The sequence below is a fragment of the Streptococcus sanguinis SK355 genome, assembly GCF_000212855.1.
Lineage (GTDB): Bacteria > Bacillota > Bacilli > Lactobacillales > Streptococcaceae > Streptococcus > Streptococcus sanguinis_A.
This window is the reverse complement of sequence record NZ_GL890993.1, coordinates 291,550-317,055: the sequence shown is the minus strand read 5'-3', so window position 1 is coordinate 317,055 and position 25,506 is coordinate 291,550. Positions and strand designations below refer to the sequence as shown.

The window sequence follows — 25,506 nt, the reverse complement described above, 5'->3', positions numbered from 1 at the left end:
TTGTGAAAATGCCAATAGAGAATGTGAAATTTTTTCATACTACGAAAAAGCTTCTATTTTTTCTTTACTAAAATAGTTCTATAATATTGCCATTATAGTAAGTATTTGTTACAATAAAATTAATTACTTATTTAGGTAACGAAATAAAAAAGGAGAATGTTATGAAACTGAAAAAATGGCTGCTATTTTTGATGCTGCCCCTTCTGTTTTTGCTGGATTTGAAGCTGTTTACAGCAACTGCTCAAGCGGATGCTTTGAAGAATGCAATCACAGATATTAAAATCTGGGACCACTCTAATGGCCGCGAAGCAACCAAGGTTAACGGTGCTTACAATTTGGTTCAAGGGGGAAATTATCGTTATGAGCTAGTTTTTGATTTGTCTGCTTACGATAACAAGCTCAAGGATGGGGATACCTTTACCTTTACAGTACCGAACGGTGCAACCATTGCTGATGGTACAACCTTTACCCTGACAGATAATGAAACGCAGGTCCAGCTCGGAGCTGCTAAGATGACATCGAATGGTTCAGGTAAGGGCGGTCTGATCACGGTTACTATTCAGAATTTGGCAGATTATAGATCGAAGACGACTGCCAGTGGAGTAAGAGGAAGTTTCTTCTTTGACTTTCAGGCGACGACAGTAGGCGCTGATCAGGACTGGAATTATAAGCCTGAGGAAACTCAAGGCGCGATGAGCCATAAGGTAACCATTAACGAGCGCAAACAGAGCAGTTTTTCAACAGCCGGTGAAAACTACGCTAAGATTGGAGGAGTCATTGCTAAGAAGCCATATAATTCGGCTATTCTTGGTAAGAGCGGTGACTACTCGCACAACTGGACTGTGCGTATCAATACTCAGCAAAAGACCTATAACTCTCCGATTGTTATCAAGGATGTCATTCCAGATAGCAGTGCACCAATGCAATTCGTTCCGGAGCAATTTGTCCTTCGCCAAGGGGAGTACACGCAGAGTTTATCAAGTATTGCGAATTCTGTTATCTTGAAAGAAGGTCAAGATTATACGGTTGCCTATAATGACACTTATACTGAGTTTACTCTAACCATCAATAACCCAGGCAATCGTGCCTTTATGTTGAACTATATGACAACTTCACCAGCTGATGGTTCTTTAGTATCCAATACGGCTGAGATGGAAGTTGATAATACAAAACTGCCATTCAGAGACGATCGTCCTAGTCAGACGAGTTCTACGATAGAGCGCAGCAGCCGGATTACAGAGGGCGGTGTCATCACAGCTGATATCAGCAACAGTCTGGTTCTCTACAAGCAAGATTCTAAGACTGGCAAAATGCTGGAAGGTGCTGTCTTTAAGGTGACAACTCCTAGCGGTGAAGAGATTACTCTGCCGCCGACAGATGCTAACGGTCGGGTTTCTACACAACCTTTCTCAAGTGAAGAAATCAAGAAAGGTCAATTCACAGTAGAAGAAGTAACAGCTCCGGAAGGCTATGTACTGGACAGCAATCCGATGAAGGTGACTATCAAGGCTGATGGAGCGGTTAAGACAGTCAAGAACACGGTTGATCCAAATGCCAGCAAAAAGCTGACAGTCAAGAAAATTTGGAAAGATGAAAACAATCAGGACGGCAAGCGTCCAGCTTCTATTGCTGTAGATGTCTACGCTAACGGTCAAAAGCTGGCTGATAAGACAGTGACCGTAACTGGTGGCAGTACAGATGCGGAGTGGACAGCTCAGACAACTGATTTACCAATCTTTGATGCAAGCGGTCAAAAAATCACCTATACAATCGGTGAAGATCAGCTTGATGGCTACGATGCTCCAGAAGTAGATCAGGAAAATCTCACTGTTACCAATAGTCGTACGCCAGAGAAAATCGCTATCAAAGCCAGCAAGAAATGGGATGACGCTGAAAATCAAGACGGCAAACGTCCTGCCAATGTTGTTGTCAAACTTTATAAAGAAGTCGGCGGTCAGAAATCAGAAGTTGCGAATCGAACTCTGACCGAAGCTGACCAGTGGGCAACCGAGTTCACCAACTTGAACAAATATGAAAAGGGACAAGAAGTTGTTTATTCTCTGGAAGAAGACGCGGTCCCTCACTATCAATCTCAGGTAACTGGCAATGCTGCTGACGGCTTTGTAGTGACCAACACTTACAAGCCAGAAACCATCAAGATTTCCGGTCAGAAGAAGTGGGATGATGCGGAAAACCAAGATGGCAAGCGTCCAAATGCTGTTAGAGTCAAGATCTTGAAAGGCCAAGATGTTGTCGATGTGCAGGAAGTGACGGCTGCTAATGGTTGGAAATATGAATCCAATCCTCTTCCTAAATATGCAGCAGGCCAAGAAATTGCTTATACTGTTGCAGAAGAAGCTGTCTCAGGCTACACAAGCAAAGTGGATGGCTACAACATCACCAACTCTTACACTCCAGAAACGGTCAAGATTTCTGGTCAGAAGAAGTGGGATGATGCGGACAACCAAGATGGTAAGCGTCCAACTTCTGTTAAGGTTAAAATTCTGAATGGTGATACGGTTGTTGATGAGCAAAATGTGACTTCTGCTAACGAATGGAAGTATGAGTCCAAGGCTCTGCCTAAGTATGCAGCAGGTCAAGAAATCACTTATACCGTAAGTGAGGAAGCTGTACCAGGTTATACTAGTAAAGTAGATGGTTACAACATCACTAATTCTTACACTCCAGAGACAACGACTGTGTCTGGAAGCAAGACTTGGGAAGATGGCGATAACCAAGATGGCAAACGTCCAGCTTCTATCACAGTTAATCTGCTAGCTGACGGTCAAAAAGTCAATACTCAAACAGTCGGAGAGGCAGAAGGCTGGTCTTACAACTTTACTGGCTTGCCAGTCTACAAGGATGGCCAACGAATTACCTATACAGTAACGGAAGAAGCTGTACCAGGTTATTCAACCAGTCTCAATGGCTACAATATCACTAACTCTTATACACCAGAAAAGACAGAAATCACTGCCAGCAAGACTTGGAATGACAGCGACAATCAAGACGGCAAGCGTCCAACTAAGATTAGCATTAAGCTGATGAAGACCGTCGGCGGTGTCAAGACAGAAGTCGCTAGCAAGGAAGTGACCGCTGCTGATCAATGGCAAACCAAATTTGAAAATCTGCCAGTCTATGAAAATGGTCAGAAGATTGATTACTCTATCGAGGAAGATGATGTGGCTGGCTACACTAAAGAAATCAAAGATTTCACAGTTACCAACTCTTACACTCCAGAGATGATCAAGATTTCCGGTCAAAAAGTCTGGGATGACGCTGATAACCAAGATGGCAAGCGCCCGGCTTCTGTTAAGGTTAAGGTGAAAAATGGCGATACTGTCGTAGATGAGCTGGAAGTAACAGCTGCTAACGATTGGAAGTTTGAGTCTAAAGCTCTTCCTAAGTATGCAGCAGGTCAAGAGATTGCCTATACTGTTACTGAAGAAGCAGTTGCGGAATATCAAACTAAGATTGATAAGTTCACCATTACTAATTCTTACACTCCTCAAAGTACGGAGTATGCTGTTACGAAGGTCTGGGATGATGCTAATAACCAAGACGGTAAGCGTCCAGCTTCTATCACAGTGCAACTGTATAGCTCAGTAAATGGTAAAGAGCCAGTTGCTGTCGCAGGTAAGACATTAACCTTGACGGCTGATAATGAGACAGCTGCTAACACTTGGAAAGCAAGCTTCACCAATCTGCCTCAGTTTGACAAGGGACAGGAGATCACCTACTCTGTCAAAGAGGATGATGCAACAGTAGCCGCTTTGAAAGAAAAAGGTTATAGTCCGAAAGTAGAAGGTCAGACAATCACTAACTCTCATACTCCTGAGCAGGTTAAAGTTTCTGGTCAGAAAGTCTGGGATGATGCAGACGATCAAGACGGCAAACGCCCAACATCTATTACAGTTAAAGTAATGGATGGAAGCACAGTTGTTGATAGACTTGAAGTAACAGCTGCTAATGGATGGAAGTTTGAATCTAAAGACCTGCCTAAATATAGAAATGGTCAAGAGATTGTCTACACACTTACTGAAGATGCCGTTGCTCAGTATGAAACTAAGATTGATAAGTTCACCGTTACCAACTCCTACACTCCAGAAACCGTTAAAGTCTCTGGTCAAAAGGTTTGGGATGATGCAAATAACCAAGATGGCAAGCGCCCAGCATCTATCAAGGTCAAGATTTTGGACGGAGATAAGGTGGTAGATGAGCTGGAAGTAACAGCTGCTACTGACTGGAAGTTTGAGTCTAAGGATCTGCCTAAGAATAAGAAGGGCAAGAAAATCAACTATACAGTCCTTGAAGAAGTGACAGTTGAGGGTTATAGCAGCAGCCAAGAACAAGCAACAGATGGCAGCTTCACTTTGACTAATAGCTATAAACCAACCCAGATTGCTGTTAAGGGAACTGCGGTATGGTCAGATGCTGAAAATCAAGATAAGGTTCGACCTTCTAAGATTACTGTTCGACTCTTGGCAGATGGCAAACCAATCAAAGAAGAGGTTGTGTCAGGAGAAAATGGTTGGCAGTATAACTTTAGCAACCTTCCTAAGTACAAGGACGGTAAGGAAATTGTCTATAGCGTTGCGGCTGATCCAGTAGATGACTACAAGCTTGAGATCAACGGTACTCAGCTGACCTTCAGTCATATCCCTACTAAGAAAGTGGCAGTTGAAGGAGAGGTTTTACCTAATAAGCCAGGCGGTCAAGCTCCGAAAGTCGGAGGAAAAGCTCTTCCTCGTACTGGACAGGAAGAAAGTCTTCTTGTTACTATTCTTGGCTTCCTAGCAGCGCTTCTCGCAGGAGGAATGCTGATGGCTAAGGCGAAACGCAGCTAATCAGTTTTGTGACTTACTGAAAGGCACAGTAAATATCTCATTCGATATGAAAAAGCGAACAGGTTCTTTTGAGCTTGTTCGCTTTTATCATGTCAGTTTCATCTCAAGTATTTTAAAACAACTGCTTTCTATGAAAAATGAACCTAACCTTAAGAAATGTCTTCTATGCAAAACAAGCAAGCTAAATCTCGCTTTTTTTGTTATAATGAGTGTATTAACTTTTAAGGAGCAATCTTGCAAGGAAAAATCATTAAGGCTCTGGCTGGTTTCTATTATGTGGAGTCGGACGGACAGGTTTATCAAACCAGAGCGCGGGGTAATTTTCGCAAAAAAGGACAGACGCCTTATGTTGGTGATGAAGTCGAATTTTCAGCTGAAAAAGACTCGGAAGGCTATATTTTAAAAATAGCAGAGCGAAAGAACAGTCTTGTACGCCCTCCGATTGTCAATATTGACCAGGCGGTTGTAATCATGAGCGCGAAAGAGCCGGATTTCAATACCAATCTGTTAGATCGTTTTCTGGTACTTTTAGAGCATAAGCGGATTCATCCTATTATCTACATCAGCAAGTTAGACCTGCTAGAGGACGAGCGGAGCTTGGATAGTTATGTGGATGTCTATCAGGCTATCGGCTATGAAGTTCTTAGGAGTCCCGAGCAGTTGCTGCCGCTTTTGACAGGAAAAATCACTGTTTTTATGGGACAGACTGGGGTCGGAAAGTCCACCCTGCTCAATAAAATCGCCCCAGACTTAGAGTTAGAAACAGGAGAGATTTCTGAAAGTCTGGGTCGAGGTCGCCATACGACACGGGCTGTCAGCTTTTACAATCTAAACGGTGGGAAGATTGCCGATACGCCAGGATTTTCGTCTTTGGATTACGAGGTGAGTACAGCTGAAGATCTCAATCAAGCTTTTCCAGAGATTGTTGAGTTCAGCCAGTCCTGTAAGTTTCGTACCTGTACCCATACCCATGAACCGGCTTGTGCTGTCAAGCCAGCAGTTGAGTCCGGCCAGATAGCTTCATTCCGCTTTGATAATTACCTACAGTTTCTCAGCGAGATCGAGAATCGTCGGGAAACCTATAAAAAAGTTGCCAAAAAAAATTCTAAATAAGGAGAAGAACTATGATATCATTCAAAATCGCCCCTTCAATCTTAAGTGCGGACTATGCTAATTTTGAATCTGAATTGAAAAAGTTAGAAGCGACAGGTGCTGAGTATGCCCATATTGATATTATGGATGGTCATTTTGTACCCAATATCAGCTTTGGAGCTGGGGTTGTTGCCAGTATGCGTCCTCACAGCAAGCTAGTCTTTGACTGCCATCTGATGGTTTCCAATCCTGAGCACCATATCGAAGAATTCGCTCGTGCTGGTGCAGATATCATTAGCATCCATGCCGAAGCGACGCCACATATCCACGGAGCGCTACAGAAGATTCGAGCAGCGGGAGTCAAGCCTAGTGTTGTGATTAACCCGGGAACTCCAGTCGAAGCAGTCAAAAATGTTTTAAATCTGGTTGACCAAGTCCTTGTGATGACAGTTAATCCAGGCTTTGGCGGCCAGGCCTTTCTGCCAGAAACCATGGATAAGATTCGCGAATTGGTCGTTCTGCGCGAAGTTAATCAGCTGAATTTTGATATTGAAGTGGATGGCGGTATTGACGATAAGACGATAGGAATTGCTAAGGAAGCTGGTGCCAATGTCTTCGTAGCAGGCAGCTATGTCTTCAAAGGTGATGTCAATCATCAAGTCCAAACCTTACGGGATGCCCTACATGACTAAGGTTGCGCTGTTTGCTGGCGGAAACTTGGAGCATTTTAGCTTAGATTTTGATGTGTTGGTCGGAGTAGACCGTGGAAGCCTTTTTCTGCTTGAGCAGGGAGTTTGTCCTGATTTGGCTGTCGGGGATTTTGACTCTGTGACCAAGGAGGAGTTGCTGCGCATAAAAGATAGTGTCAAGGAAGTCGTTCAGGCCCATCCTGAAAAGGATGATACAGACCTGGAGTTAGCTGTTCTGGCTTGTTTTGAACGGTATCCAGATGCCCGTTTGACCATTTTCGGCGCCTTTGGCGGCCGTCTGGATCATGCCTTGGCTAATGTCTTCCTGCCCAGTAATGAAAAAATTGCACCATATATGGAGAAGATTTTTCTGGAAGACGAACAGAATCTGCTGACCTATGTTCCCAAGGGTCGCCATGAAATCAAACCGGTAGCTGGTATGCGCTATCTGGCCTTTCTGCCGTCGGATGATGCTGCCTTAACGATTGAGGGCGCCAAATATCCGCTCAATAAAGATAACTTTTTTTTCAAAAAAGTGTATGCTTCTAACGAATTTATAGATAAGCCCATTTATTTGAACTTTGATAGCGGCTATACAGTCGTCATTTACAGCAAAGACAGGAGCTGATATGGAGTTTATAATTATCCTCATTCTTTTAGGAAACCTAGTGCTGACCTTTCTCCTATGGCAAAAGCTCAGTCAGCAGACTGAGACGCTAAAGCAAGTCTTGGAAAATCAGGCAGATTATCTATCGGATCAGTTGGACTATCGCTTGGAGCAGGAAAGCCAGAAAAAGCAAACGGCTCAGAAAGAGCTGGAATTAGCTCTGGGAGATCGTTTGAGCGAGGTCAGGACAGATTTGCACCGCAACTTGACAGAGCTGCGCTTGGAAATCAGTGACAACCTGACCAAGAATCGGGATAAAACTGACGAGCGTATGCGGCAAATCCAAGAGTCAAATGAAACCCGTCTAGAACAGATGCGACAGACTGTTGAAGAAAAACTGGAGAAAACACTTCAGACTCGTCTTCAGACTTCTTTTGAGACCGTCTCTAAGCAGTTGGAGTCTGTCAATCGTGGCCTGGGAGAAATGCAGAGTGTTGCTCGAGATGTCGGTACACTGAATAAGGTCTTATCCAACACCAAGACTCGGGGGATTCTTGGGGAGTTGCAGCTAGGCCAGATTATCGAGGACATCATGACGGCCAGTCAGTATGAGCGAGAGTTTGTGACGGTGGCCGGCTCCAGTGAGCGTGTTGAATATGCTATTAAACTGCCGGGACAGACAGAGGATGAATATGTCTATCTGCCCATTGATTCTAAGTTTCCTCTGGCTGATTACTACCGTTTGGAAGATGCTTATGAGTCTGGCAGCAAGGAAGAGATTGAGCTCTACCGCAAGTCTCTCTTAGCAAGTGTTAAACGCTTTGCCAAGGATATTAAGAGTAAATATCTGGCACCACCAGCTACGACCAATTTTGGAATTATGTTTCTGCCAACGGAAGGTCTCTATTCGGAAGTGGTCCGCAACCCAGCCTTTTTTGACAGTTTGCGACGTGAGGAGCAGATTGTGGTAGCGGGACCATCAACCCTATCTGCCTTGCTCAATTCACTGTCTGTCGGCTTTAAAACGCTCAATATCCAAAAAAGTGCGGACGACATCAGCAAGGTTCTGGGTTCTGTCAAATCCGAGTTTAACAAGTTCGGTGGCATTCTGACCAAGGCACAAAAGCACTTGCAGCATGCTTCGGGCAATATTGATGAACTCTTAACCCGTAGGACAGGAGCTATCGAAAGAACCTTACGCCATATTGAGCTGTCTGACCAAGACCTCGATTTGAACTTACTTGATTTTTCAGAAGAAAGGGAAAACAATGAAGATTAATCAAATGAAAAAAGATGAACTGTTTGAAGGTTTCTATCTGATCAAGTCAGCAGAAGTCCGTCAGACAAGGGCTGGGAAAAATTATCTGGCCTTCACTTTCCAAGACGATACAGGAGTGATCGAGGGTAAACTTTGGGATGCTCAGCCACATAATGTTGAAGAATTCACAGCTGGTAAGGTCGTACACATGCAAGGCCGGCGGGAAGTCTACAATAACACGCCTCAGGTAAATCAACTGACCCTGCGCCTTCCTAAGGCTGGAGAGCCCAATGATCCAGCGGATTTCAAGGAAAAACCGCCAGTAGACCAGAAAGAAATCCGAGACTATTTATCTCAAATGATTTTCAAGATTGAGAATTCGGTCTGGCAGCGCGTGGTGCGCTCGCTTTATAGCAAGTATGACAAGGAGTTTTATTCTTATCCAGCAGCTAAGACCAATCACCATGCTTTTGAGTCTGGTCTAGCTTTTCATACAGCTACTATGGTCAAGCTGGCAGATGCTATAGGAGACATTTATCCTCAGCTTAATAAAAGCTTGCTTTTTGCGGGGATTATGCTTCATGACTTGGCCAAGGTCATTGAGCTCAGTGGTCCAGAAAATACCGAGTACACCGTGCGAGGCAATCTGATTGGGCACATCGCTTTGATTGATGAAGAATTGACCAAGACCCTGATGGAGCTGAAAATTGATGACAGCAAAGAAGAAGTAATCGTCCTGCGGCATGTGCTTCTCAGCCACCACGGTCTCTTGGAATATGGCAGTCCTGTCCGGCCTAAGATTATGGAGGCGGAGATTCTGCACATGATTGATAATCTGGATGCGGAGATGATGATGATGACTGCTGCCTTAGGACTTGTAGATCCAGGTGAAATGAGCAATAAAATATTCGCTCTTGAAGGCCGTTCCTTCTACAAACCAAAACTTGAATAGTAAAATACGAAAAATGGACATTACTTGGAAAAGAATGTTCGTTTTTTTGTTTCTGTTGTGGTATAATGAATAAAATAACTTTAATTGGTGAAAAAATGAAATTAAGAAGAAGTGAGCGTATGGTGGTTATTTCTAATTATTTGATTAACCATCCTTATGAATTAACGAGCTTAAATACATTTGCAGAAAAATACGAATCTGCCAAATCTTCTATTTCAGAAGATATTGTCATTATTAAGCGAGCCTTTGAAGAGATTGAAATTGGGACCATCGAAACGATTACTGGTGCCGGTGGAGGAGTGATTTTCAGCCCGTCCATCTCAGATGCAGAAGCTAAGACCATTGTGCAAGGTCTTTGTGATCAGCTGTCTGAAAGCAATCGGATTCTTCCGGGGGGCTACATTTACCTATCGGACCTACTCAGTACTCCATCCATTTTGAATAATATCGGACGGATTATTGCCAAAAGCTTTAAAGATCAACAGATTGATGCAGTCATGACAGTTGCGACTAAGGGGGTTCCTTTGGCCAATGCCGTAGCCAACGTACTTAATGTACCTTTTGTCATCGTTCGTCGGGATTTAAAGATTACAGAAGGATCAACGGTCAGTGTCAACTACGTATCGGGCTCCAGCGGAGATCGTATCGAAAAGATGTTCTTGTCCAAGCGAAGTCTCAAGGCCGGTAGTCGCGTCTTGATTGTGGATGACTTCCTCAAAGGCGGGGGAACCATTACAGGGATGATTAGCCTCTTATCTGAGTTTGACTCTGAGTTGGCAGGTGTAGCTGTCTTTGCGGACAATGCGCAGGCCAACCGCGATTATCTGGACTATAAATCGCTCTTGAAAGTAACCAATATTGATGTCAAGGCGAATACCATTGATGTGGAAATTGGAAATATATTTGATTAGGGAAAAGGGCGGAGATTATAGATGAAAACAGTTTTAGAAAAGTTTGACCACAGTCCGCTGTGGATTCGTTTAGGAGTATTGTCGATTTTATTTGGGATTCTGATTACTGGCATGATTTTGGTGCAGCGACAGTCTAATTCCAATAGGAATTCAGTTAGTTCAGCTGCGAGCATCGCATCAAGCAGCTCTTCCTTACAACTGTCTTCTGCGCAAAAAGAAGCACAGGAAAAAGAAATTCAGGAAGAGGAGAAAGCAGTTCAGGCCGCAGAAGAAGCAGTTAAACAGCTTGAAACCATGCAAACTTTGGAAGATTTGCAGCTAGCTAAGACTGCAGCAGAGAAGGTCAAGGATGCAGCTACTAAGGCTAGATTCCAAAGCCGTATTCATGCAATAGCTGTCCTGATTGACCCAGAAGGGGCTCAGACTGGTGTTTATGAAAATCCAGCTGCTGCATCAGAAGAAGCAGTGGCTCAGCCGCAGCAGTAACCTAGTGCTAATCTCAGAGGCAGAGATAAGCTTAAAATAGAAAAAATGTATTGACAGAAAAGTATCGTCGTGCTATAATGATAGACGGTACTTTTTACTTTTGGTCTCTCAAAAGTGTACAGAGACGTGCTGACAAATGTTGCAAAAGTACACGTAGATGGTAGCTGTCACCAAGTGTATCATCACCAAAATTAAAAAAATACAGGAGAATGTAGATGCCTACAATTAACCAATTGGTTCGCAAACCGCGTAAATCAAAAGTAGAAAAATCTAAATCACCAGCTTTGAACGTTGGTTACAACAGCCATAAAAAAGTTCAAACAAACGTATCTTCACCACAAAAACGTGGAGTTGCAACCCGTGTCGGAACTATGACACCTAAGAAACCGAACTCTGCCCTTCGTAAGTTTGCCCGTGTACGTCTGAGTAACCTGATTGAAGTTACAGCTTACATCCCAGGTATCGGACACAACCTGCAAGAGCACAGTGTGGTGCTTCTTCGTGGTGGACGTGTAAAAGACCTTCCAGGGGTACGTTACCATATCGTCCGCGGTGCACTTGATACAGCAGGTGTTACTGATCGTAAACAAGGCCGTTCTAAATACGGTACTAAAAAACCAAAAGCATAAGGAAAGGGGAGAAAGATAAATGAGTCGTAAAAACCAAGCGCCTAAGCGCGAAGTATTGCCAGATCCGCTTTACAATTCAAAATTAGTTACTCGTCTTATCAACCGCGTTATGCTTGATGGTAAGCGTGGTACAGCGGCTTCTATCGTTTACGGAGCTTTTGACCAAATCAAAGAAGCAACTGGAAACGATGCGTTGGAAGTATTTGAAACAGCTATGGAAAACATCATGCCTGTACTTGAAGTTCGTGCTCGCCGTGTCGGTGGTTCAAACTACCAAGTTCCGGTTGAAGTTCGTCCAGAACGCCGCACAACACTTGGCCTTCGCTGGTTGGTAACTATTGCTCGTCAACGTGGTGAGCACACAATGGTTGACCGCCTTGCAAAAGAAATCTTGGATGCATCTAACAACACTGGTGCAGCTGTTAAGAAACGTGAAGACACTCACCGTATGGCAGAAGCTAACCGTGCCTTCGCACACTTCCGTTGGTAATATAGGAGGCGAAAGCGTTAAGAAAGTCCCAGAGAAAATAGGGAATCGAAGCAGGTTGCAATTGCAACCAATGAGATTCATCTTTTTCTCCAGACTTTTAGCCCGAGTTCAATTGAGCTCGGTCAGCTCTTAGCTATCATTCAACTGATCATCTCACAAGTTGAGACCAACAAAAACAAGATAAGCATTGAGAACGGGTAGGTCCTGCCTATCCGTTTTTGCTAAATAATGTTATAATAAACTGTAAAATAAATTAATAGGAGAAATAACCAAATGGCTCGCGAATTTTCACTTGAAAAAACTCGTAATATCGGTATCATGGCCCACGTCGATGCTGGTAAAACAACAACAACTGAGCGTATTCTTTACTACACTGGTAAAATCCACAAAATCGGTGAAACTCACGAAGGTGCGTCACAAATGGACTGGATGGAGCAAGAGCAAGAGCGTGGTATCACTATCACATCTGCTGCGACAACTGCTCAATGGAACAACCACCGTGTAAACATCATCGACACACCGGGACACGTGGACTTCACAATCGAAGTACAACGTTCTCTTCGTGTCTTGGACGGTGCGGTAACCGTTCTTGACTCACAATCAGGTGTTGAGCCTCAAACTGAAACAGTTTGGCGCCAAGCAACTGAGTACGGAGTTCCTCGTATCGTATTTGCTAACAAGATGGACAAGATTGGTGCTGACTTCCTCTACTCAGTAAGCACTTTGCATGATCGTCTTCAAGCAAACGCTCATCCAATCCAATTGCCAATTGGTTCAGAAGATGACTTCCGCGGAATTATCGACTTGATCAAGATGAAGGCTGAAATCTATACTAACGACCTTGGTACAGATATTTTGGAAGAAGATATCCCAGCTGAATACCTTGAGCAAGCTCAAGAATACCGTGAAAAATTGGTGGAAGCAGTTGCGGAAACTGATGAAGACTTGATGATGAAATACCTTGAAGGTGAAGAAATCACTAACGAAGAATTGAAAGCTGGTATCCGTAAAGCAACTATCAATGTTGAATTCTTCCCAGTATTGTGTGGTTCAGCCTTCAAGAACAAGGGTGTTCAATTGATGCTTGATGCAGTTATCGATTACTTGCCAAGCCCACTTGATATCCCAGCAATCAAAGGTATCAACCCAGATACAGATGAAGAAGAAACTCGTCCTGCATCTGATGAAGAGCCATTTGCAGCTCTTGCCTTCAAGATTATGACTGACCCATTCGTAGGTCGTTTGACTTTCTTCCGTGTCTACTCAGGTGTCTTGAACAGCGGTTCATACGTATTGAACACTTCTAAAGGTAAACGTGAGCGTATCGGACGTATCCTGCAAATGCACGCCAACAGCCGTAACGAAATCGAAACAGTATACGCTGGTGATATCGCTGCTGCCGTAGGTTTGAAAGATACAACTACTGGTGACTCATTGACAGATGAAAAAGCTAAAATCATCCTTGAGTCTATCAATGTTCCAGAACCAGTTATCCAATTGATGGTTGAGCCTAAGTCTAAGGCTGACCAAGACAAGATGGGTGTTGCCCTGCAAAAACTGGCTGAAGAAGATCCAACATTCCGTGTTGAAACAAACGTTGAAACTGGTGAAACAGTTATCTCTGGTATGGGTGAGCTTCACTTGGATGTCCTTGTTGACCGTATGCGTCGTGAGTTCAAGGTTGAAGCAAACGTAGGTGCACCTCAAGTATCTTACCGTGAAACTTTCCGCGCTTCTACTCAAGCTCGTGGATTCTTCAAGCGCCAATCTGGTGGTAAAGGTCAGTTCGGTGACGTTTGGATTGAATTTACACCAAACGAAGAAGGAAAAGGCTTTGAGTTTGAAAATGCTATCGTCGGTGGTGTGGTTCCACGTGAATTCATTCCAGCGGTAGAAAAAGGTTTGGTTGAGTCAATGGCAAATGGTGTCCTTGCTGGTTACCCAATCGTTGACGTGAAAGCTAAACTTTACGATGGTTCATACCACGATGTCGACTCATCTGAAACAGCCTTCAAGGTTGCGGCTTCACTTGCTTTGAAAGAAGCTGCTAAGACTGCTCAGCCTGCTATCCTTGAGCCAATGATGTTGGTAACAATCACTGTTCCTGAAGAAAACCTTGGTGACGTTATGGGGCACGTAACAGCTCGTCGTGGACGTGTTGATGGTATGGAAGCGCATGGTAACAGCCAAATCGTTCGTGCTTATGTTCCACTTGCTGAAATGTTCGGTTATGCGACAGTTCTTCGTTCAGCATCACAAGGACGCGGTACCTTCATGATGGTATTTGACCACTACGAAGATGTACCTAAGTCAGTACAAGAAGAAATCATTAAGAAAAATAAAGGTGAAGCTTAAGCTTTGAGCTGAACCTAGGCACTCGCGTTTGCGGGTGCTTTTTCTATTTTTGGAGAACTGTCCCCTCAATAAAAAGGGGAAATGATTGATTTTGTAAGTTGTATTTCTACATTTTCAAAAGATACTGCTTTGCTTTTTCAAATCAATGAAAGTCGAAATGAAAGTTAGTGAAAGAATTCATAATACTTGTTAATAACAATGAAATCAGTTGCATTTTACCTCAATTAAGTATATAATAGAAATGTTGAAAGGTGATTTGTAGCAACTCAAGTTACTCTTTTCACATAAAAATTTTTTGATTTTCATAAGGAGGAAATCACGAATGGTAGTTAAAGTTGGTATTAACGGTTTCGGTCGTATCGGTCGTCTTGCTTTCCGTCGTATCCAAAACGTAGAAGGTGTTGAAGTTACTCGCATCAACGACCTTACAGATCCAGTAATGCTTGCACATCTGTTGAAATATGACACAACTCAAGGTCGTTTCGATGGTACTGTTGAAGTTAAAGAAGGTGGATTCGAAGTTAACGGTAAATTCGTTAAAGTTTCTGCTGAACGTGACCCAGAACAAATTGACTGGGCTACTGACGGTGTAGAAATCGTTCTTGAAGCAACTGGTTTCTTTGCTAAGAAAGATGCTGCTGAAAAACACCTTAAAGGTGGTGCTAAGAAAGTTGTTATCACTGCTCCTGGTGGAAATGACGTTAAGACAGTTGTATTTAACACTAACCACGACGTTCTTGACGGTACTGAAACAGTTATCTCAGGTGCTTCATGTACTACAAACTGCTTGGCTCCAATGGCTAAAGCACTTCAAGACAACTTCGGTGTTGTTGAAGGATTGATGACTACTATCCACGCTTACACTGGTGACCAAATGATCCTTGACGGACCACACCGTGGTGGTGACCTTCGTCGTGCTCGTGCTGGTGCTGCAAACATCGTTCCTAACTCAACTGGTGCTGCTAAAGCTATCGGTTTGGTTATCCCAGAATTGAACGGTAAATTGGACGGATCTGCACAACGCGTTCCAACTCCAACTGGATCAGTTACTGAATTGGTTGCTGTTCTTGAAAAGAACGTAACAGTTGATGAAGTAAACGCAGCTATGAAAGCAGCAGCTAACGAATCATACGGTTACACAGAAGATCCAATCGTATCTTCAGATATCGTAGGTATGTCTTACGGTTCATTGTTCGACGCAACTCAAACTAAAGTTCTTGATGTTGACGGCAAACAATTGGTTAAAGTTGTATCATGGTACGACAACGAAATGTCTTACACTGCACAACTTGTACGTACTCTTGAATACTTCGCGAAAATCGCTAAATAATTCAATGGTAAAAGAAAGAGGCTCATTTGAGTCTCTTTTTCTGTACCTTGCTTTGTGAGAATCATCAAAGACAGAGCTGTGGTATGTTGTTCTTCTATTTTCCAAATTTTTAGTCATATAGAAAGTCATTTTTACTGCATTTGTCCATTTTTCTAAATGCTTCAAGGGGCTGTTTAGTGAGGAGAGAATCCAAGCATACTTTCCTTAAAGAAAACTATACCAATTTAATGCTTGACAAAGTGAAAAACTGTGTGTATACTAGCTTTGTTGGAGTTTTTGGACTCCAAGAAGACTATACCAATTTTTAATAAGAAGGGCTGGTTTCTAAGGCTAGAAATCAGAAGTAACGTTATGTGTGGAATTGTCGGAGTTGTCGGTAATCGCAACGCAACAGATATTTTGATGCAGGGCTTGGAAAAGCTGGAATACCGAGGTTATGACTCAGCTGGAATTTTTGTAACAACAGGGAAAACTTCTAGTCTGATCAAGTCGGTCGGTCGTATCGCTGACCTACATGCTAAAATTGGCATCGATGTTTCTGGGACTACTGGTATCGGACATACTCGTTGGGCTACTCATGGAAAACCAAGTGAAAACAATGCCCATCCTCATACTTCACAGACAGGCCGTTTTGTCTTGGTTCACAACGGTGTGATTGAGAACTACCTTGATATTAAGAATACTTATCTAGCTGGCCATGACTTCAAGGGGCAGACAGATACAGAGATTGCTGTGCATCTGATTGGCAAATTTGCTGAAGAAGAAGGCTTGTCTGTTTTAGAAGCTTTTAAAAAAGCTCTTCACATTATCCGTGGTTCTTATGCCTTTGCTTTGGTAGACTCAGAAGATGCTGATGTTATCTATGTTGCTAAAAATAAATCTCCGCTTTTAGTCGGACTGGGTGAGGGATACAATATGGTCTGCTCAGATGCCATGGCCATGATTCGTGAGACAAGTCAGTTTATGGAAATTCATGATCAAGAGCTGGTTATTGTCCGTAAAGACAGTGTGGAAGTGCAGGATTATGACGGGCATACTCTGGAGCGTGAAAGCTATACTGCTGAGCTAGATCTGTCCGATATCGGTAAGGGGACTTATCCATACTATATGCTCAAAGAAATCGATGAGCAGCCAACTGTGATGCGTAAGCTAATCAGCGCTTATACAGATGATAAGGGGCAAATATCGGTTGATGCGGATATTGTCAAGGCTGTTCAGGAAGCTGACCGTATCTATATCCTTGCAGCTGGAACTTCTTACCATGCTGGCTATGCTTCTAAGCGTATGCTGGAAGAGCTGACGGATACACCGGTTGAGCTGGGAATTGCCTCTGAGTGGGGCTATGCTATGCCGCTCCTTAGCAAGAAGCCTCTCTTTATCTTTATCAGCCAATCTGGTGAAACAGCTGATAGCCGTCAGGTCTTAGTCAAGGCGAATCAGATGGGTATTCCAAGTTTGACCGTGACCAATGTTCCAGGTTCTACGCTTTCTCGGGAAGCCAATCATACCATGCTGTTGCATGCAGGTCCTGAGATTGCGGTTGCTTCTACTAAGGCCTATACAGCTCAAATTGCAACCTTGGCTTTCTTGGCTAAAGCTGTTGGCGATGCCAATGCTTCTGAAAAAGCGGCAGCCTTTGACTTGGTTCACGAGCTGTCCTTAGTTGCGCAGTCTATTGAGTCCACTTTGTCAGAAAAAGAGTTGATTGACAATAAGGTCCGTGGCCTTCTGGAAACAACCCGCAATGCTTTCTATATCGGCCGTGGTCAAGACTACTATGTGGCGATGGAAGCTAGCTTAAAACTCAAAGAAATTTCTTATATCCAGTGTGAAGGCTTCGCGGCTGGTGAGCTCAAACACGGTACAATCTCTCTGATTGAAGACGGAACACCAGTTTTGGCCCTGCTTTCTGATGAAGTCTTGGCTAGTCATACACGAGGCAATATTTCAGAAGTCGTAGCTCGGGGTGCCAAGGTGCTGACTATTGCTGAAGAGAATGTAGCCAAAGAAGGTGACGATATCGTACTCAATCAGGTTCACCCATATCTGTCACCAATCTCTATGGTGGTACCGACACAGCTCATTGCTTACTTTGCAACCTTGCACCGTGGTCTGGATGTAGACAAACCGCGTAATCTGGCTAAGTCTGTCACTGTAGAATAAGCTCAGCAGGATTTGCCTATAAAAATTACCTATCTCGTCCATAGAAAATATATATGCTCATTATCTAAAAAGGGTACAAAAAATAAGGTTGTTCAGCAGAGTCTGAAAAGCCTTGAAAAAGCTAGCTTAGTCTAGCTTTTTTATTTTGCTTTGATAAATATTTTTAATCAGGCTGATAGGGAAAATATATTTCCCAGGAGAAGGAGAGGATGGTAAGATATATTACAAATTCAAAGAAGGAGGAAGTAATGGTCAGCAAGAAAGAATTAGTGCTGAGAGCTTTTCGGGGTGAAGAAGTTGACCGAGTGCCTGTTGGATTCTGGTTTCACTTTGTAAGCCAAGAGGAAAAGATGCTGGGCCTGGACAATCCAGTGATTTTCAATAAAAGTGTTGAGGGGCATGCTGCTTATGTTCGAGCTGCACGGCCAGACTTTGTCAAGATTATGAGCGATGGCTTCTTTAAGTATCCCAGCACGCTTTATTCGAATCATATTGAGTCCATTCGGGACTTGGCTGCTATCCAGTCTATCGGAGAGCATCATCCTTGGATTGAGCAGCAGATTGAGATGGTGAAGGCTGTGAAAGAAAGCTATCCAGAGGACCTCGCTTCCTTCTACAATATCTTTGCGCCGGTCTCCTATCTCAAGCGCTGGTTCCGCCGGGAAGGGTCACGAGGAGATAGAGAAATTGCAGATTTTCTGGCAGAGGATCCCGAGCTGACAGGACATGTTTTAGATGTTATTGCCGGTGATATTGCTATTTTGACTAGACGCATCATTGAGGAAGCGGGCATTGAGGGGATTTATCTCAGTACCCAGCAAGTCCAAGACGGTCGGGTAGATGCGGCCAGTTATCGTCGTTATATTGAGCCTAGTACGGTTAAGGTCCTGGAAGCGGCAAATGCGGCTGGCGGTCAGAATATTCTCCACATCTGCGGCTTTGAAGGGGCTAGCAATGATTTGGAGCTTTTCAAAGACTATCCGGCTCAAGTCTTTAACTGGGCAACCCATCATGAGGGGCTCAGCTTAGCGGAAGGGCGCAAGCTCTTTGGCGGTCAGACTGTCCTAGGAGGCTTTGAAAATGGCAGAGCAGCTCTTCTAAATACAGGCAGTCGTGCAGAGTTAGAGGCTGAGACCAAGCGGCTGCTGGCTGCAGCTGGCAGCCAGGGAGTGATTCTAGGGGCTGACTGCACAGTACCAGATGATTTCGAAATAGAAAGACTGGACTGGATTCGTCAGGCAGCTAGTCAGTTCTGACGGACTTGCCAAAGCCCTAAAGAGCAATTTTCAACTCTTTCAAGGAGGAAGATAGATGAATCGGTATCAAAAAAGGCTTGCTGCTCTTGCTCTGATATTCTTGATAATAGGCACCTTTCTGAGCATCAGTCAGATTTATGCTCACCAGTCTTCAGACAAAAAAGAAGATGATTTGCAGGTGCTCAAGAAACTGCCAGAGCAATCAACTGGCTTGATGCAGCCCAATGATATCGCTGCCCTGCTCTTGTCGGATTAGAATTGTACTTAAAAAGATGAATTAGCCTAATTAAAAAGCTAATAAACAACTCATTGGCTAGATAGGAACAATAAAAAAGGAGAGAAGATGACTTCAAAAAGAGAATTAGTACTGAAGGCTTTCAGAGGAGAGCCTGTTGACCGAGTGCCAGTTGGCTTCTGGCATCATTTTACCAGCGAGGATGAGTGGCTGGCTGGTTTTGGAAATCAGGCCATTATTGATAAAAATCTGGCTGGTCATCAAGATTTTCTGGCAGAAGTCGAGCCAGACTTTATCAAGCTGATGAGTGATGGTTATTTTGCCTATCCTAACGAGCGCTTGAAAAAAGTTCAATCTATCAAGGAGTTGGCAGATATTGATCCGCTAGGTGCTGACCACCCTTGGATTAGTGAGCAGGTAGAGCTGGTTCAGAAGATTAGGGCTAGCTTTACAGAGGACTTGGTCGCTATTTACAATATTTTTGCGCCAGTGACCTATTTCAAATGGTTGGTCGGCAAGGTTGCCGGAGGAGACGATATCATTGCAGATTTCCTGGCAGAGGATGCGGTGCTCACGAAGCGGGTGCTGGATGTGATTGCTAAAGATATTGCGGCTCTGACGGAGCGGATTATCAAGGAAGCTGGTGCGGATGGAATCTACCTCAGCGTTCAGAGCATTCAGGATGCGCGGGTGTCAGCTGAAGACTATAAGACTTTTATTGCTCCTAGTGAATTGGCGGTGCTGGAAGCAGCCAACGCGGCTGGCGGAGTGAATATCCTGCACATTTGCGGTTACGAAGGCGCGCGAAACGATGTTCATCTTTTCACAGATTATCCAGCTCAAGTCATCAACTGGGCAGTGGGGCCAGAAGGCATCAGCCTAGCGGAGGGACGAAAATTATTTGGCGGCCGCACTGTCCTAGGTGGTTTTGAAAATGGCAAGGACGGCCTGCTCTACACGGGCAGTCAAGCGGCTATTAAAGACGAGACCAAGCGGCTGATAGCAGAGGCTGGCAAGGACGCTTTGATTATCGGGGCTGACTGTACTATTCCAAGCGATATTAAGACAGAGCGGATTCAGTGGGTTCGCCAAGCAGCAAACTTAGCATAAGAAGGAGACGAAAGAATGAGCAAGAAAAAATGGATTATTGGTGGAGCAGCAGTGATTGCTATTGTAGCAGCGACTTATTTGGGGCGGACCTTGACAGGTGCTTCATCTAGCAAGACGAGCAGCTCTGCATCTGGCAGTGGCAAGGTCACGACTTTAAAAGTGGCACATACACAGAACTATGTTCCTTATGACTTTGTGGATGAAAAGGGAGAATCAGATGGCTATGAGGTTGCTGTTCTCAAGGCTATTGATGAAAAGCTGCCAGACTATCAGTTTGAATATACTGGTACTAGTGACGAGGATCTTTTAGTCGGTCTGGAATCTGGGAAATATGATATTGGAACCAAGGGAGCATGGTACACCGAAGAGCGGGCGAAGAAGTTCATCATTCCAGAAAGCCCAATCGGTGCTAGCATTATCGGTTTCACTATCCGCAAGGAAGACGCTGCAAAATTTAAGACCATTGATGATTTTGCCAAGGAAAAGGGTAAGCTGGTACCTATCTCTCCGCAGAATGCTCAATGGGCCGTTATCGAAGAATATAACAAAAAGCATAGCGGTGCTCCCATTGATTTGACTGCAGCAGAGACCTTCAAGGTTGCTGATGCTTATGCTTGGGTTCTGGAAGGGCGCTACGATGCTTTTTTTGACATCAAGCTGTCGTTTGAAAAAGCTGTGACAGACAAGGAAGGTTCTTACCATCAGTATGCGGATCAACTAACTTGGTTCCCTTACAAGGGGATTCCGACCTATCCCCTGCTTCATAAAAACGAAAAAAATGAAAAATTTGCCAAGGCATACGAGAAGGCAATTAAGGAACTGGAAAAAGACGGAACCTTGGCTAAACTATCGGAGAAGTATTTCGGAGAAGATGTCTTCTCTTATGTGGACAAGGATTAGTGGCTGTTGTCTGCTGATCATGGAAAATCAAAGGCTGACTGAGAAACTAGCTAAATACAGAGCTGGTGGCTTCTAAGCTGACCTTGATGCTGTTTGAAGGAATTTTCAAAGAGAGAGCAAGGCTGCTCCAATCTGAAAGTGTCCGTCCAAGAGAAGCTTATTCTATCTAATCACTGTTGAAGGAGAAGAAAATTATGGTCTCGTATGACTTATCCCGTGTCTTTGGCCTGCTGCCTAGTCTGCTGCAGGCTCTGCCGACCACTTTATGGATTATGTTTGTGACAGCATTGATTGGCTCCTTGCTGGGTGGTCTGTTGGCTTGGGCTCAGATTGCTGAGGAGCAGTCTTTTGCTGGTCTGGCTAGAGGATATATATTTATTCTTAGATGTACACCGCCTATTGTCTTACTTTTCTTGGTTTTTTATGGTATTCCAGAGTTTTTAGAATGGTGGCTGGGGCTGGATATCAATAATTGGTCGCGGACTGTTTTTGTCATCATCACCATGATTTTGCTCTTTGCGGCCATGATTGCGGAAGTCTTCAAGGCAGCTTATCTTGCTGTTCCCAAGGGACAGACCGAGGCAGGTCTCAGTATTGGCTTGACACCGGTACAGACTTTTCTGCGCATCGTCCTGCCACAGGCTTTTCGCATCGCCCTGCCCAATCTCACGACTGCCCTTCTTAATCTCATGCGGGATGCTGCTCTGGCTTATACGATTGGGGCAGTTGATGTCATGGGAGCAGGACAAAATCTCATCAGCCGGAATCTGGGAAATTATTCCCTCGAAACCTATACAGCGGTGGCCTTGATTTACTGGGGGATTGCCCTAGTGGTTTCGCTGGCTTCCCAGCTTCTGGAAAAAAGTCTGACAGTCAAGGAGAGGTAAAGCATGGATTTGAATTATATTGTAAATACCTTTCTGGTAACGTTGAAAGGAATTCCAGTAACCCTGATCATTATGGTGGTGGCTATTCTGCTCAGCTTTATTCCGGCTCTTCTTCTAGCTCTGGGGCAGATTTATAAAGTTCGAGGTGTGCGGACCTTTTCGGTGGTTTATCTGGCCTTTATTCGGGCAACGCCGCCCATTTTGCTCATTCTCTTTTTCTACAGTCTTTTTCCTAGCTTACTGAATCAAATATTCAAAAGTCTGGGTAGTCAGGTAGACGTCTTTAAGTTCAATCCGCTTTACTATGCTTTCATCATCTATAGCCTAATGACGACAGGTAGTTTGTCGGAAATACTGCGCTCTGCCATTTTGACAGTGGATAAAGGGCAGTTGGAGGCGGCTCAAGCGATTGGTTTAACGAATTTTCAAGCTTATCGGAGGATTGTTTTTCCTCAGGCATTGCGCTCTGCCCTGCCCAATCTGGCCAATCTGGTTATCAATCTAGTCAAGGGAACCTCGCTGGTGTTTGTCATGACGGTCAAGGATATCACAGCCTTGGCTAAGATAGAGGCCTCCCATTCTTACCAGTATTCAGAGTCTTACCTGGTGATTTTTGTTATTTATCTCATTATTTGTGGCTTGATTCAGTGGATTTTTAGGGACTTGGAAAAGCGCTCCGCTCTTGCTTAGGAAGGAAAGATTATGTTAGAAGTAAAACATATCTCCAAACGATTTGGAGAGCACCAGGTGCTGGCAGATGTCAGTCTCAAGGTCAATCAAGGTGACGTTGTGGTTATTCTGGGACCCTCAGGCTCTGGGAAAACAACATTTCTGCGCTGTCTGAATCACTTAGAAAAAGCGGATGGCGGCCAGCTGACTTTGTCTGGTAAGGACTATGATTTGGCTAAACTTAGCAAAAAGGAGATTTTGGAAATTCGTAGAAAGACAGCCTTTGTCTTTCAGCATTATAATCTCTTTGCCAATAAAACAGCCCTTGAAAATATCTTAGAGGGCTTAGTGATCGCTCGTAAGATACCGAGAGAAGAAGCGCTTGAGATTGCAGAAGAGTCCTTGAAGCGCGTGGGCCTCTTGGCCTACAAGGACTATTATCCTTCTCAGCTATCAGGCGGCCAGCAGCAGCGGATTGGAATTGCCCGTGCCATTGCTGTCAAGCCAGATGTCATCCTGCTGGATGAGCCAACTTCGGCTCTAGATCCGGAACTGGTCGGGGAAGTTCTCAGTGTCATGAAACAGCTGGCTCAAGAGGGAGTGACCATGGTCGTTGTGACCCACGAGATGAGCTTTGCCCGAGATGTGGCCAACCATGTCATCTTTATGGACGGAGGTCATATCGTCGAAGAAAATCCTCCTCAGGAATTCTTCAGCAGTCCAAAGGAAGAGCGGACCAAACAGTTTCTGTCCCGCATTCTGTCGGATGCCAGTTATAGTGTAGAGTATATGATTTAAAATCTGGATTGTGTCCAGATTTTTATTTTTGATAGATAGCTGTTATTCTTTGACTTGATAATGGATGCATGAGTAGATAGTAAAAAACTAGACCGAGATACGCCTATTTCGGTCTAGTTTGTGTTTAAAGAAAGTTGCTTACCAGAGGATTTCGCATTGGCTGCCGACAGCATTTTGGAAGGATTCAACTGGTGGCTGGTCGGTGATAATGCAATCCAGACTAGAGTAGTTGGAAAGTTTGAAATAATGACTGGTGTTAAACTTAGAGTGGTCGGCCAATAGAATTGCCTTGTCACTATTAGCTATCATTTCCCGCTTGATGTGTGCCTGATTATGGTTGGCTTCGTAAGCAGCGTAGCGATCCAATCCGCGGCAGCTAAAGAAGAGTAAGTCTGCATGGAAATTGTTGATGAAGTTGGCAGCAAAATCGCCCAGCGCGGAATTGGTTCCGCAGCCAATGTGTCCGCCTGATAAGAAGAGGGTGACGTTTTCAAAGTTATTTAGCTGGCGGGCTGCTTCAATACCATTGGTTATGACACGTAGGTTCTGGAAAGGTGCCAAATGCGGAATGAGCATGGCTGCAGTCGTAGAGCTGTCAATGAAGATAGACTGGTTATGAGTGATAAAAGTTGAAGCAATTTCAGCAATTTGCTGCTTGCTTTTTTCTTCTTCACGGGCGCGAGCAGAATACACATATTCTACATTGTTGGTCGTAATCAGCATGACCTCACCATGAGAGCGGATGATTTTCCCCTCTTTTTCTAGCTCAATCAAGTCCCGTCGAAGTGTTGATGTAGAACAGTACAAAAGTTCTTCAAGTTGGGCGGTAGCAATAATCTTTCGCTTGCTGAGAATGTCTATAATTCGACTCATTCGTTCCAAAGAAACCATAGGGACCTCCACTGATGAACAAAGCTGAACATTTATGGTCACATTATAACACAATAAACGAAAAAAAATCAATATAGTAACCATTAAATTGAACGATTATGAACAGTTTTGGCTATATTGTTATATAAAAGTTGGCTATTTATCAATTAGAGGTATAGGTATTGAATGCGTTTACAAAAAAGATTATGATGAATCCAGAAAGGAGTGAGATTATGGATCATCAAGAAGAAATAATCCGCGAACAAATATGTGATGTATGCCACAAGATGTGGCAATTAGGCTGGGTAGCCGCTAATGACGGCAATGTCTCAGTCCGTCTAGACCAAGATACCATTATTGCAACGCCAACAGGTATCAGTAAGAGCTTTATCACGCCTGAAAAACTCGTCAAGCTCAATCTAAAAGGGGAGATTATTGAGGCTCAGGACGGCTATCGTCCATCCAGTGAAATCAAGATGCACATTCGCTGCTATGAAGAACGGGAGGATGTGAATGCTGTCGTCCACGCGCATCCGCCAATTGCGACTGGCTTTGCACTGGCTCACATTCCGCTTGATACCTATTCCTTGATTGAGAGTGCCATTGTAGTAGGAGCCATTCCAATCACTCCCTTTGGTGTGCCATCTACCATGGAAGTGCCAGATGCCATCACCCCATACTTGCCAGAACATGATGTCATGTTACTTGAAAATCATGGTGCCTTGACTGTAGGAAGCGATGTGATTACAGCTTACTATCGGATGGAAACCTTGGAGCTGGTTGCTAAGACCACCTTCCACGGACGCATGTTGCTTTCCACTAAGGGAGTTGAGGAGGAAGAGATTTCTCGTCCAACCTTGGAACGCTTGTTTGCAATGCGGGCCAATTACAAAGTCACAGGCCGTCACCCTGGTTATCGTAAATATAATGGTGACGGAAGCATCAAAGAATAAGAAACATCGGAGGAAATGA

22 protein-coding genes are annotated in these 25,506 nt (G+C 44.0%); 21 read left to right on the top strand and 1 reads right to left on the bottom strand.

Translation table 11 applies throughout. The annotated features are described in order from the left end of the window. The first annotated feature begins 161 nt into the window (after window positions 1-161). From HMPREF9389_RS09740 to HMPREF9389_RS09835, 20 genes are all read left to right on the top strand, one after another. Window positions 162-4,847 (top strand): Cna B-type domain-containing protein, encoded by a 4,686-nt coding sequence (locus tag HMPREF9389_RS09740; RefSeq protein WP_002928044.1) that lies wholly within the window; start codon window positions 162-164, stop codon window positions 4,845-4,847. A gap of 234 nt (window positions 4,848-5,081) precedes the next feature. Then, window positions 5,082-5,960, top strand: a complete 879-nt coding sequence (rsgA, locus tag HMPREF9389_RS09745) for a ribosome small subunit-dependent GTPase A (protein ID WP_002928042.1) — start codon at window positions 5,082-5,084, stop codon at window positions 5,958-5,960. A gap of 11 nt (window positions 5,961-5,971) precedes the next feature. Then, entirely contained in the window at window positions 5,972-6,631 is a 660-nt protein-coding gene (gene rpe / locus HMPREF9389_RS09750; protein WP_002928040.1) for a ribulose-phosphate 3-epimerase, read from the top strand. After that, window positions 6,624-7,256, top strand: a complete 633-nt coding sequence (locus tag HMPREF9389_RS09755; protein WP_002928038.1) for a thiamine diphosphokinase — start codon at window positions 6,624-6,626, stop codon at window positions 7,254-7,256. Before rpe ends, HMPREF9389_RS09755 begins: the two co-directional genes overlap by 8 nt. A gap of 1 nt (window position 7,257) precedes the next feature. Continuing rightward, the gene (rmuC, locus tag HMPREF9389_RS09760) at window positions 7,258-8,514 is read left to right on the top strand and encodes a DNA recombination protein RmuC (protein WP_002928033.1); all 1,257 of its coding nucleotides are present in this window, start codon (window positions 7,258-7,260) and stop codon (window positions 8,512-8,514) included. Next, window positions 8,504-9,445: a 3'-5' exoribonuclease YhaM family protein gene (locus tag HMPREF9389_RS09765; RefSeq protein ID WP_002928031.1), complete on the top strand. Its 942-nt coding sequence runs from the start codon at window positions 8,504-8,506 to the stop codon at window positions 9,443-9,445. The genes rmuC and HMPREF9389_RS09765 overlap by 11 nt, the downstream gene beginning before the upstream one ends. A 95-nt stretch (window positions 9,446-9,540) precedes the next feature. Beyond that, window positions 9,541-10,356 (top strand): pur operon repressor, encoded by an 816-nt coding sequence (gene purR, locus HMPREF9389_RS09770; protein WP_032906175.1) that lies wholly within the window; start codon window positions 9,541-9,543, stop codon window positions 10,354-10,356. A gap of 21 nt (window positions 10,357-10,377) precedes the next feature. Next, on the top strand, window positions 10,378-10,842 hold the full coding sequence (locus tag HMPREF9389_RS09775) for a hypothetical protein (RefSeq protein WP_002928028.1): 465 nt from the start codon (window positions 10,378-10,380) through the stop codon (window positions 10,840-10,842). Window positions 10,843-11,057: 215 nt separating this feature from the next. Further along, window positions 11,058-11,471, top strand: coding sequence for a 30S ribosomal protein S12 (gene rpsL, locus HMPREF9389_RS09780; RefSeq protein WP_002893867.1), 414 nt, complete (start codon window positions 11,058-11,060; stop codon window positions 11,469-11,471). Between the two features lie 19 nt (window positions 11,472-11,490). Beyond that, complete coding sequence (rpsG, locus tag HMPREF9389_RS09785) at window positions 11,491-11,961, top strand: 30S ribosomal protein S7 (protein ID WP_002893865.1); 471 nt, start codon at window positions 11,491-11,493, stop codon at window positions 11,959-11,961. 273 nt (window positions 11,962-12,234) lie between these two features. Beyond that, the gene (gene fusA / locus HMPREF9389_RS09790; protein ID WP_002928022.1) at window positions 12,235-14,316 is read left to right on the top strand and encodes an elongation factor G; all 2,082 of its coding nucleotides are present in this window, start codon (window positions 12,235-12,237) and stop codon (window positions 14,314-14,316) included. A 322-nt stretch (window positions 14,317-14,638) separates the two neighbouring features. Further along, window positions 14,639-15,646, top strand: coding sequence for a type I glyceraldehyde-3-phosphate dehydrogenase (gap, locus tag HMPREF9389_RS09795; protein WP_002893859.1), 1,008 nt, complete (start codon window positions 14,639-14,641; stop codon window positions 15,644-15,646). Window positions 15,647-15,997: 351 nt separating this feature from the next. Further along, complete coding sequence (glmS, locus tag HMPREF9389_RS09800) at window positions 15,998-17,809, top strand: glutamine--fructose-6-phosphate transaminase (isomerizing) (RefSeq protein ID WP_032906173.1); 1,812 nt, start codon at window positions 15,998-16,000, stop codon at window positions 17,807-17,809. Between the two features lie 209 nt (window positions 17,810-18,018). Continuing rightward, window positions 18,019-19,065, top strand: a complete 1,047-nt coding sequence (locus HMPREF9389_RS09805; protein ID WP_002928016.1) for a uroporphyrinogen decarboxylase family protein — start codon at window positions 18,019-18,021, stop codon at window positions 19,063-19,065. Window positions 19,066-19,120: 55 nt separating this feature from the next. Next, window positions 19,121-19,321, top strand: coding sequence for a hypothetical protein (locus HMPREF9389_RS09810; RefSeq protein WP_002928014.1), 201 nt, complete (start codon window positions 19,121-19,123; stop codon window positions 19,319-19,321). An 87-nt stretch (window positions 19,322-19,408) separates the two neighbouring features. Next, a complete protein-coding gene (locus HMPREF9389_RS09815; RefSeq protein ID WP_002928010.1) occupies window positions 19,409-20,410 on the top strand; it encodes a uroporphyrinogen decarboxylase family protein in 1,002 nt (333 codons plus the stop codon). Window positions 20,411-20,425: 15 nt separating this feature from the next. Then, entirely contained in the window at window positions 20,426-21,310 is an 885-nt protein-coding gene (locus HMPREF9389_RS09820; protein ID WP_002928009.1) for a transporter substrate-binding domain-containing protein, read from the top strand. 194 nt (window positions 21,311-21,504) lie between these two features. Continuing rightward, window positions 21,505-22,197: an amino acid ABC transporter permease gene (locus HMPREF9389_RS09825; RefSeq protein WP_002916549.1), complete on the top strand. Its 693-nt coding sequence runs from the start codon at window positions 21,505-21,507 to the stop codon at window positions 22,195-22,197. A gap of 3 nt (window positions 22,198-22,200) precedes the next feature. Continuing rightward, window positions 22,201-22,887 (top strand): amino acid ABC transporter permease, encoded by a 687-nt coding sequence (locus HMPREF9389_RS09830; RefSeq protein WP_002928001.1) that lies wholly within the window; start codon window positions 22,201-22,203, stop codon window positions 22,885-22,887. A 12-nt stretch (window positions 22,888-22,899) separates the two neighbouring features. Then, a complete protein-coding gene (locus HMPREF9389_RS09835) occupies window positions 22,900-23,664 on the top strand; it encodes an amino acid ABC transporter ATP-binding protein (protein ID WP_002902206.1) in 765 nt (254 codons plus the stop codon). A 138-nt stretch (window positions 23,665-23,802) separates the two neighbouring features. Here the strand turns inward: HMPREF9389_RS09835 and HMPREF9389_RS09840 are convergent, their stop codons facing one another. Beyond that, on the bottom strand, window positions 23,803-24,555 hold the full coding sequence (locus tag HMPREF9389_RS09840; protein WP_002928000.1) for a DeoR/GlpR family DNA-binding transcription regulator: 753 nt from the start codon (window positions 24,553-24,555) through the stop codon (window positions 23,803-23,805). A 212-nt stretch (window positions 24,556-24,767) separates the two neighbouring features. On the opposite strand from HMPREF9389_RS09840, the gene HMPREF9389_RS09845 reads away from it, so the two are divergent. Further along, window positions 24,768-25,487 (top strand): class II aldolase/adducin family protein, encoded by a 720-nt coding sequence (locus tag HMPREF9389_RS09845; RefSeq protein WP_032906171.1) that lies wholly within the window; start codon window positions 24,768-24,770, stop codon window positions 25,485-25,487. The last annotated feature ends 19 nt before the right edge of the window (window positions 25,488-25,506 follow it).

Coding starts and splice junctions, on each gene's coding strand:
- HMPREF9389_RS09740 (WP_002928044.1), top strand. CDS start 162: ATGAAACTGAAAAAATGGCTGCTATTTTTGATGCTGCCCCTTCTGTTT.
- rpe (WP_002928040.1), top strand. CDS start 5,972: ATGATATCATTCAAAATCGCCCCTTCAATCTTAAGTGCGGACTATGCT.
- HMPREF9389_RS09755 (WP_002928038.1), top strand. CDS start 6,624: ATGACTAAGGTTGCGCTGTTTGCTGGCGGAAACTTGGAGCATTTTAGC.
- rmuC (WP_002928033.1), top strand. CDS start 7,258: ATGGAGTTTATAATTATCCTCATTCTTTTAGGAAACCTAGTGCTGACC.
- HMPREF9389_RS09765 (WP_002928031.1), top strand. CDS start 8,504: ATGAAGATTAATCAAATGAAAAAAGATGAACTGTTTGAAGGTTTCTAT.
- purR (WP_032906175.1), top strand. CDS start 9,541: ATGAAATTAAGAAGAAGTGAGCGTATGGTGGTTATTTCTAATTATTTG.
- HMPREF9389_RS09775 (WP_002928028.1), top strand. CDS start 10,378: ATGAAAACAGTTTTAGAAAAGTTTGACCACAGTCCGCTGTGGATTCGT.
- rpsL (WP_002893867.1), top strand. CDS start 11,058: ATGCCTACAATTAACCAATTGGTTCGCAAACCGCGTAAATCAAAAGTA.
- rpsG (WP_002893865.1), top strand. CDS start 11,491: ATGAGTCGTAAAAACCAAGCGCCTAAGCGCGAAGTATTGCCAGATCCG.
- fusA (WP_002928022.1), top strand. CDS start 12,235: ATGGCTCGCGAATTTTCACTTGAAAAAACTCGTAATATCGGTATCATG.
- gap (WP_002893859.1), top strand. CDS start 14,639: ATGGTAGTTAAAGTTGGTATTAACGGTTTCGGTCGTATCGGTCGTCTT.
- glmS (WP_032906173.1), top strand. CDS start 15,998: ATGTGTGGAATTGTCGGAGTTGTCGGTAATCGCAACGCAACAGATATT.
- HMPREF9389_RS09805 (WP_002928016.1), top strand. CDS start 18,019: ATGGTAAGATATATTACAAATTCAAAGAAGGAGGAAGTAATGGTCAGC.
- HMPREF9389_RS09810 (WP_002928014.1), top strand. CDS start 19,121: ATGAATCGGTATCAAAAAAGGCTTGCTGCTCTTGCTCTGATATTCTTG.
- HMPREF9389_RS09815 (WP_002928010.1), top strand. CDS start 19,409: ATGACTTCAAAAAGAGAATTAGTACTGAAGGCTTTCAGAGGAGAGCCT.
- HMPREF9389_RS09820 (WP_002928009.1), top strand. CDS start 20,426: ATGAGCAAGAAAAAATGGATTATTGGTGGAGCAGCAGTGATTGCTATT.
- HMPREF9389_RS09825 (WP_002916549.1), top strand. CDS start 21,505: ATGGTCTCGTATGACTTATCCCGTGTCTTTGGCCTGCTGCCTAGTCTG.
- HMPREF9389_RS09830 (WP_002928001.1), top strand. CDS start 22,201: ATGGATTTGAATTATATTGTAAATACCTTTCTGGTAACGTTGAAAGGA.
- HMPREF9389_RS09835 (WP_002902206.1), top strand. CDS start 22,900: ATGTTAGAAGTAAAACATATCTCCAAACGATTTGGAGAGCACCAGGTG.
- HMPREF9389_RS09840 (WP_002928000.1), bottom strand. CDS start 24,555: ATGGTTTCTTTGGAACGAATGAGTCGAATTATAGACATTCTCAGCAAG.
- HMPREF9389_RS09845 (WP_032906171.1), top strand. CDS start 24,768: ATGGATCATCAAGAAGAAATAATCCGCGAACAAATATGTGATGTATGC.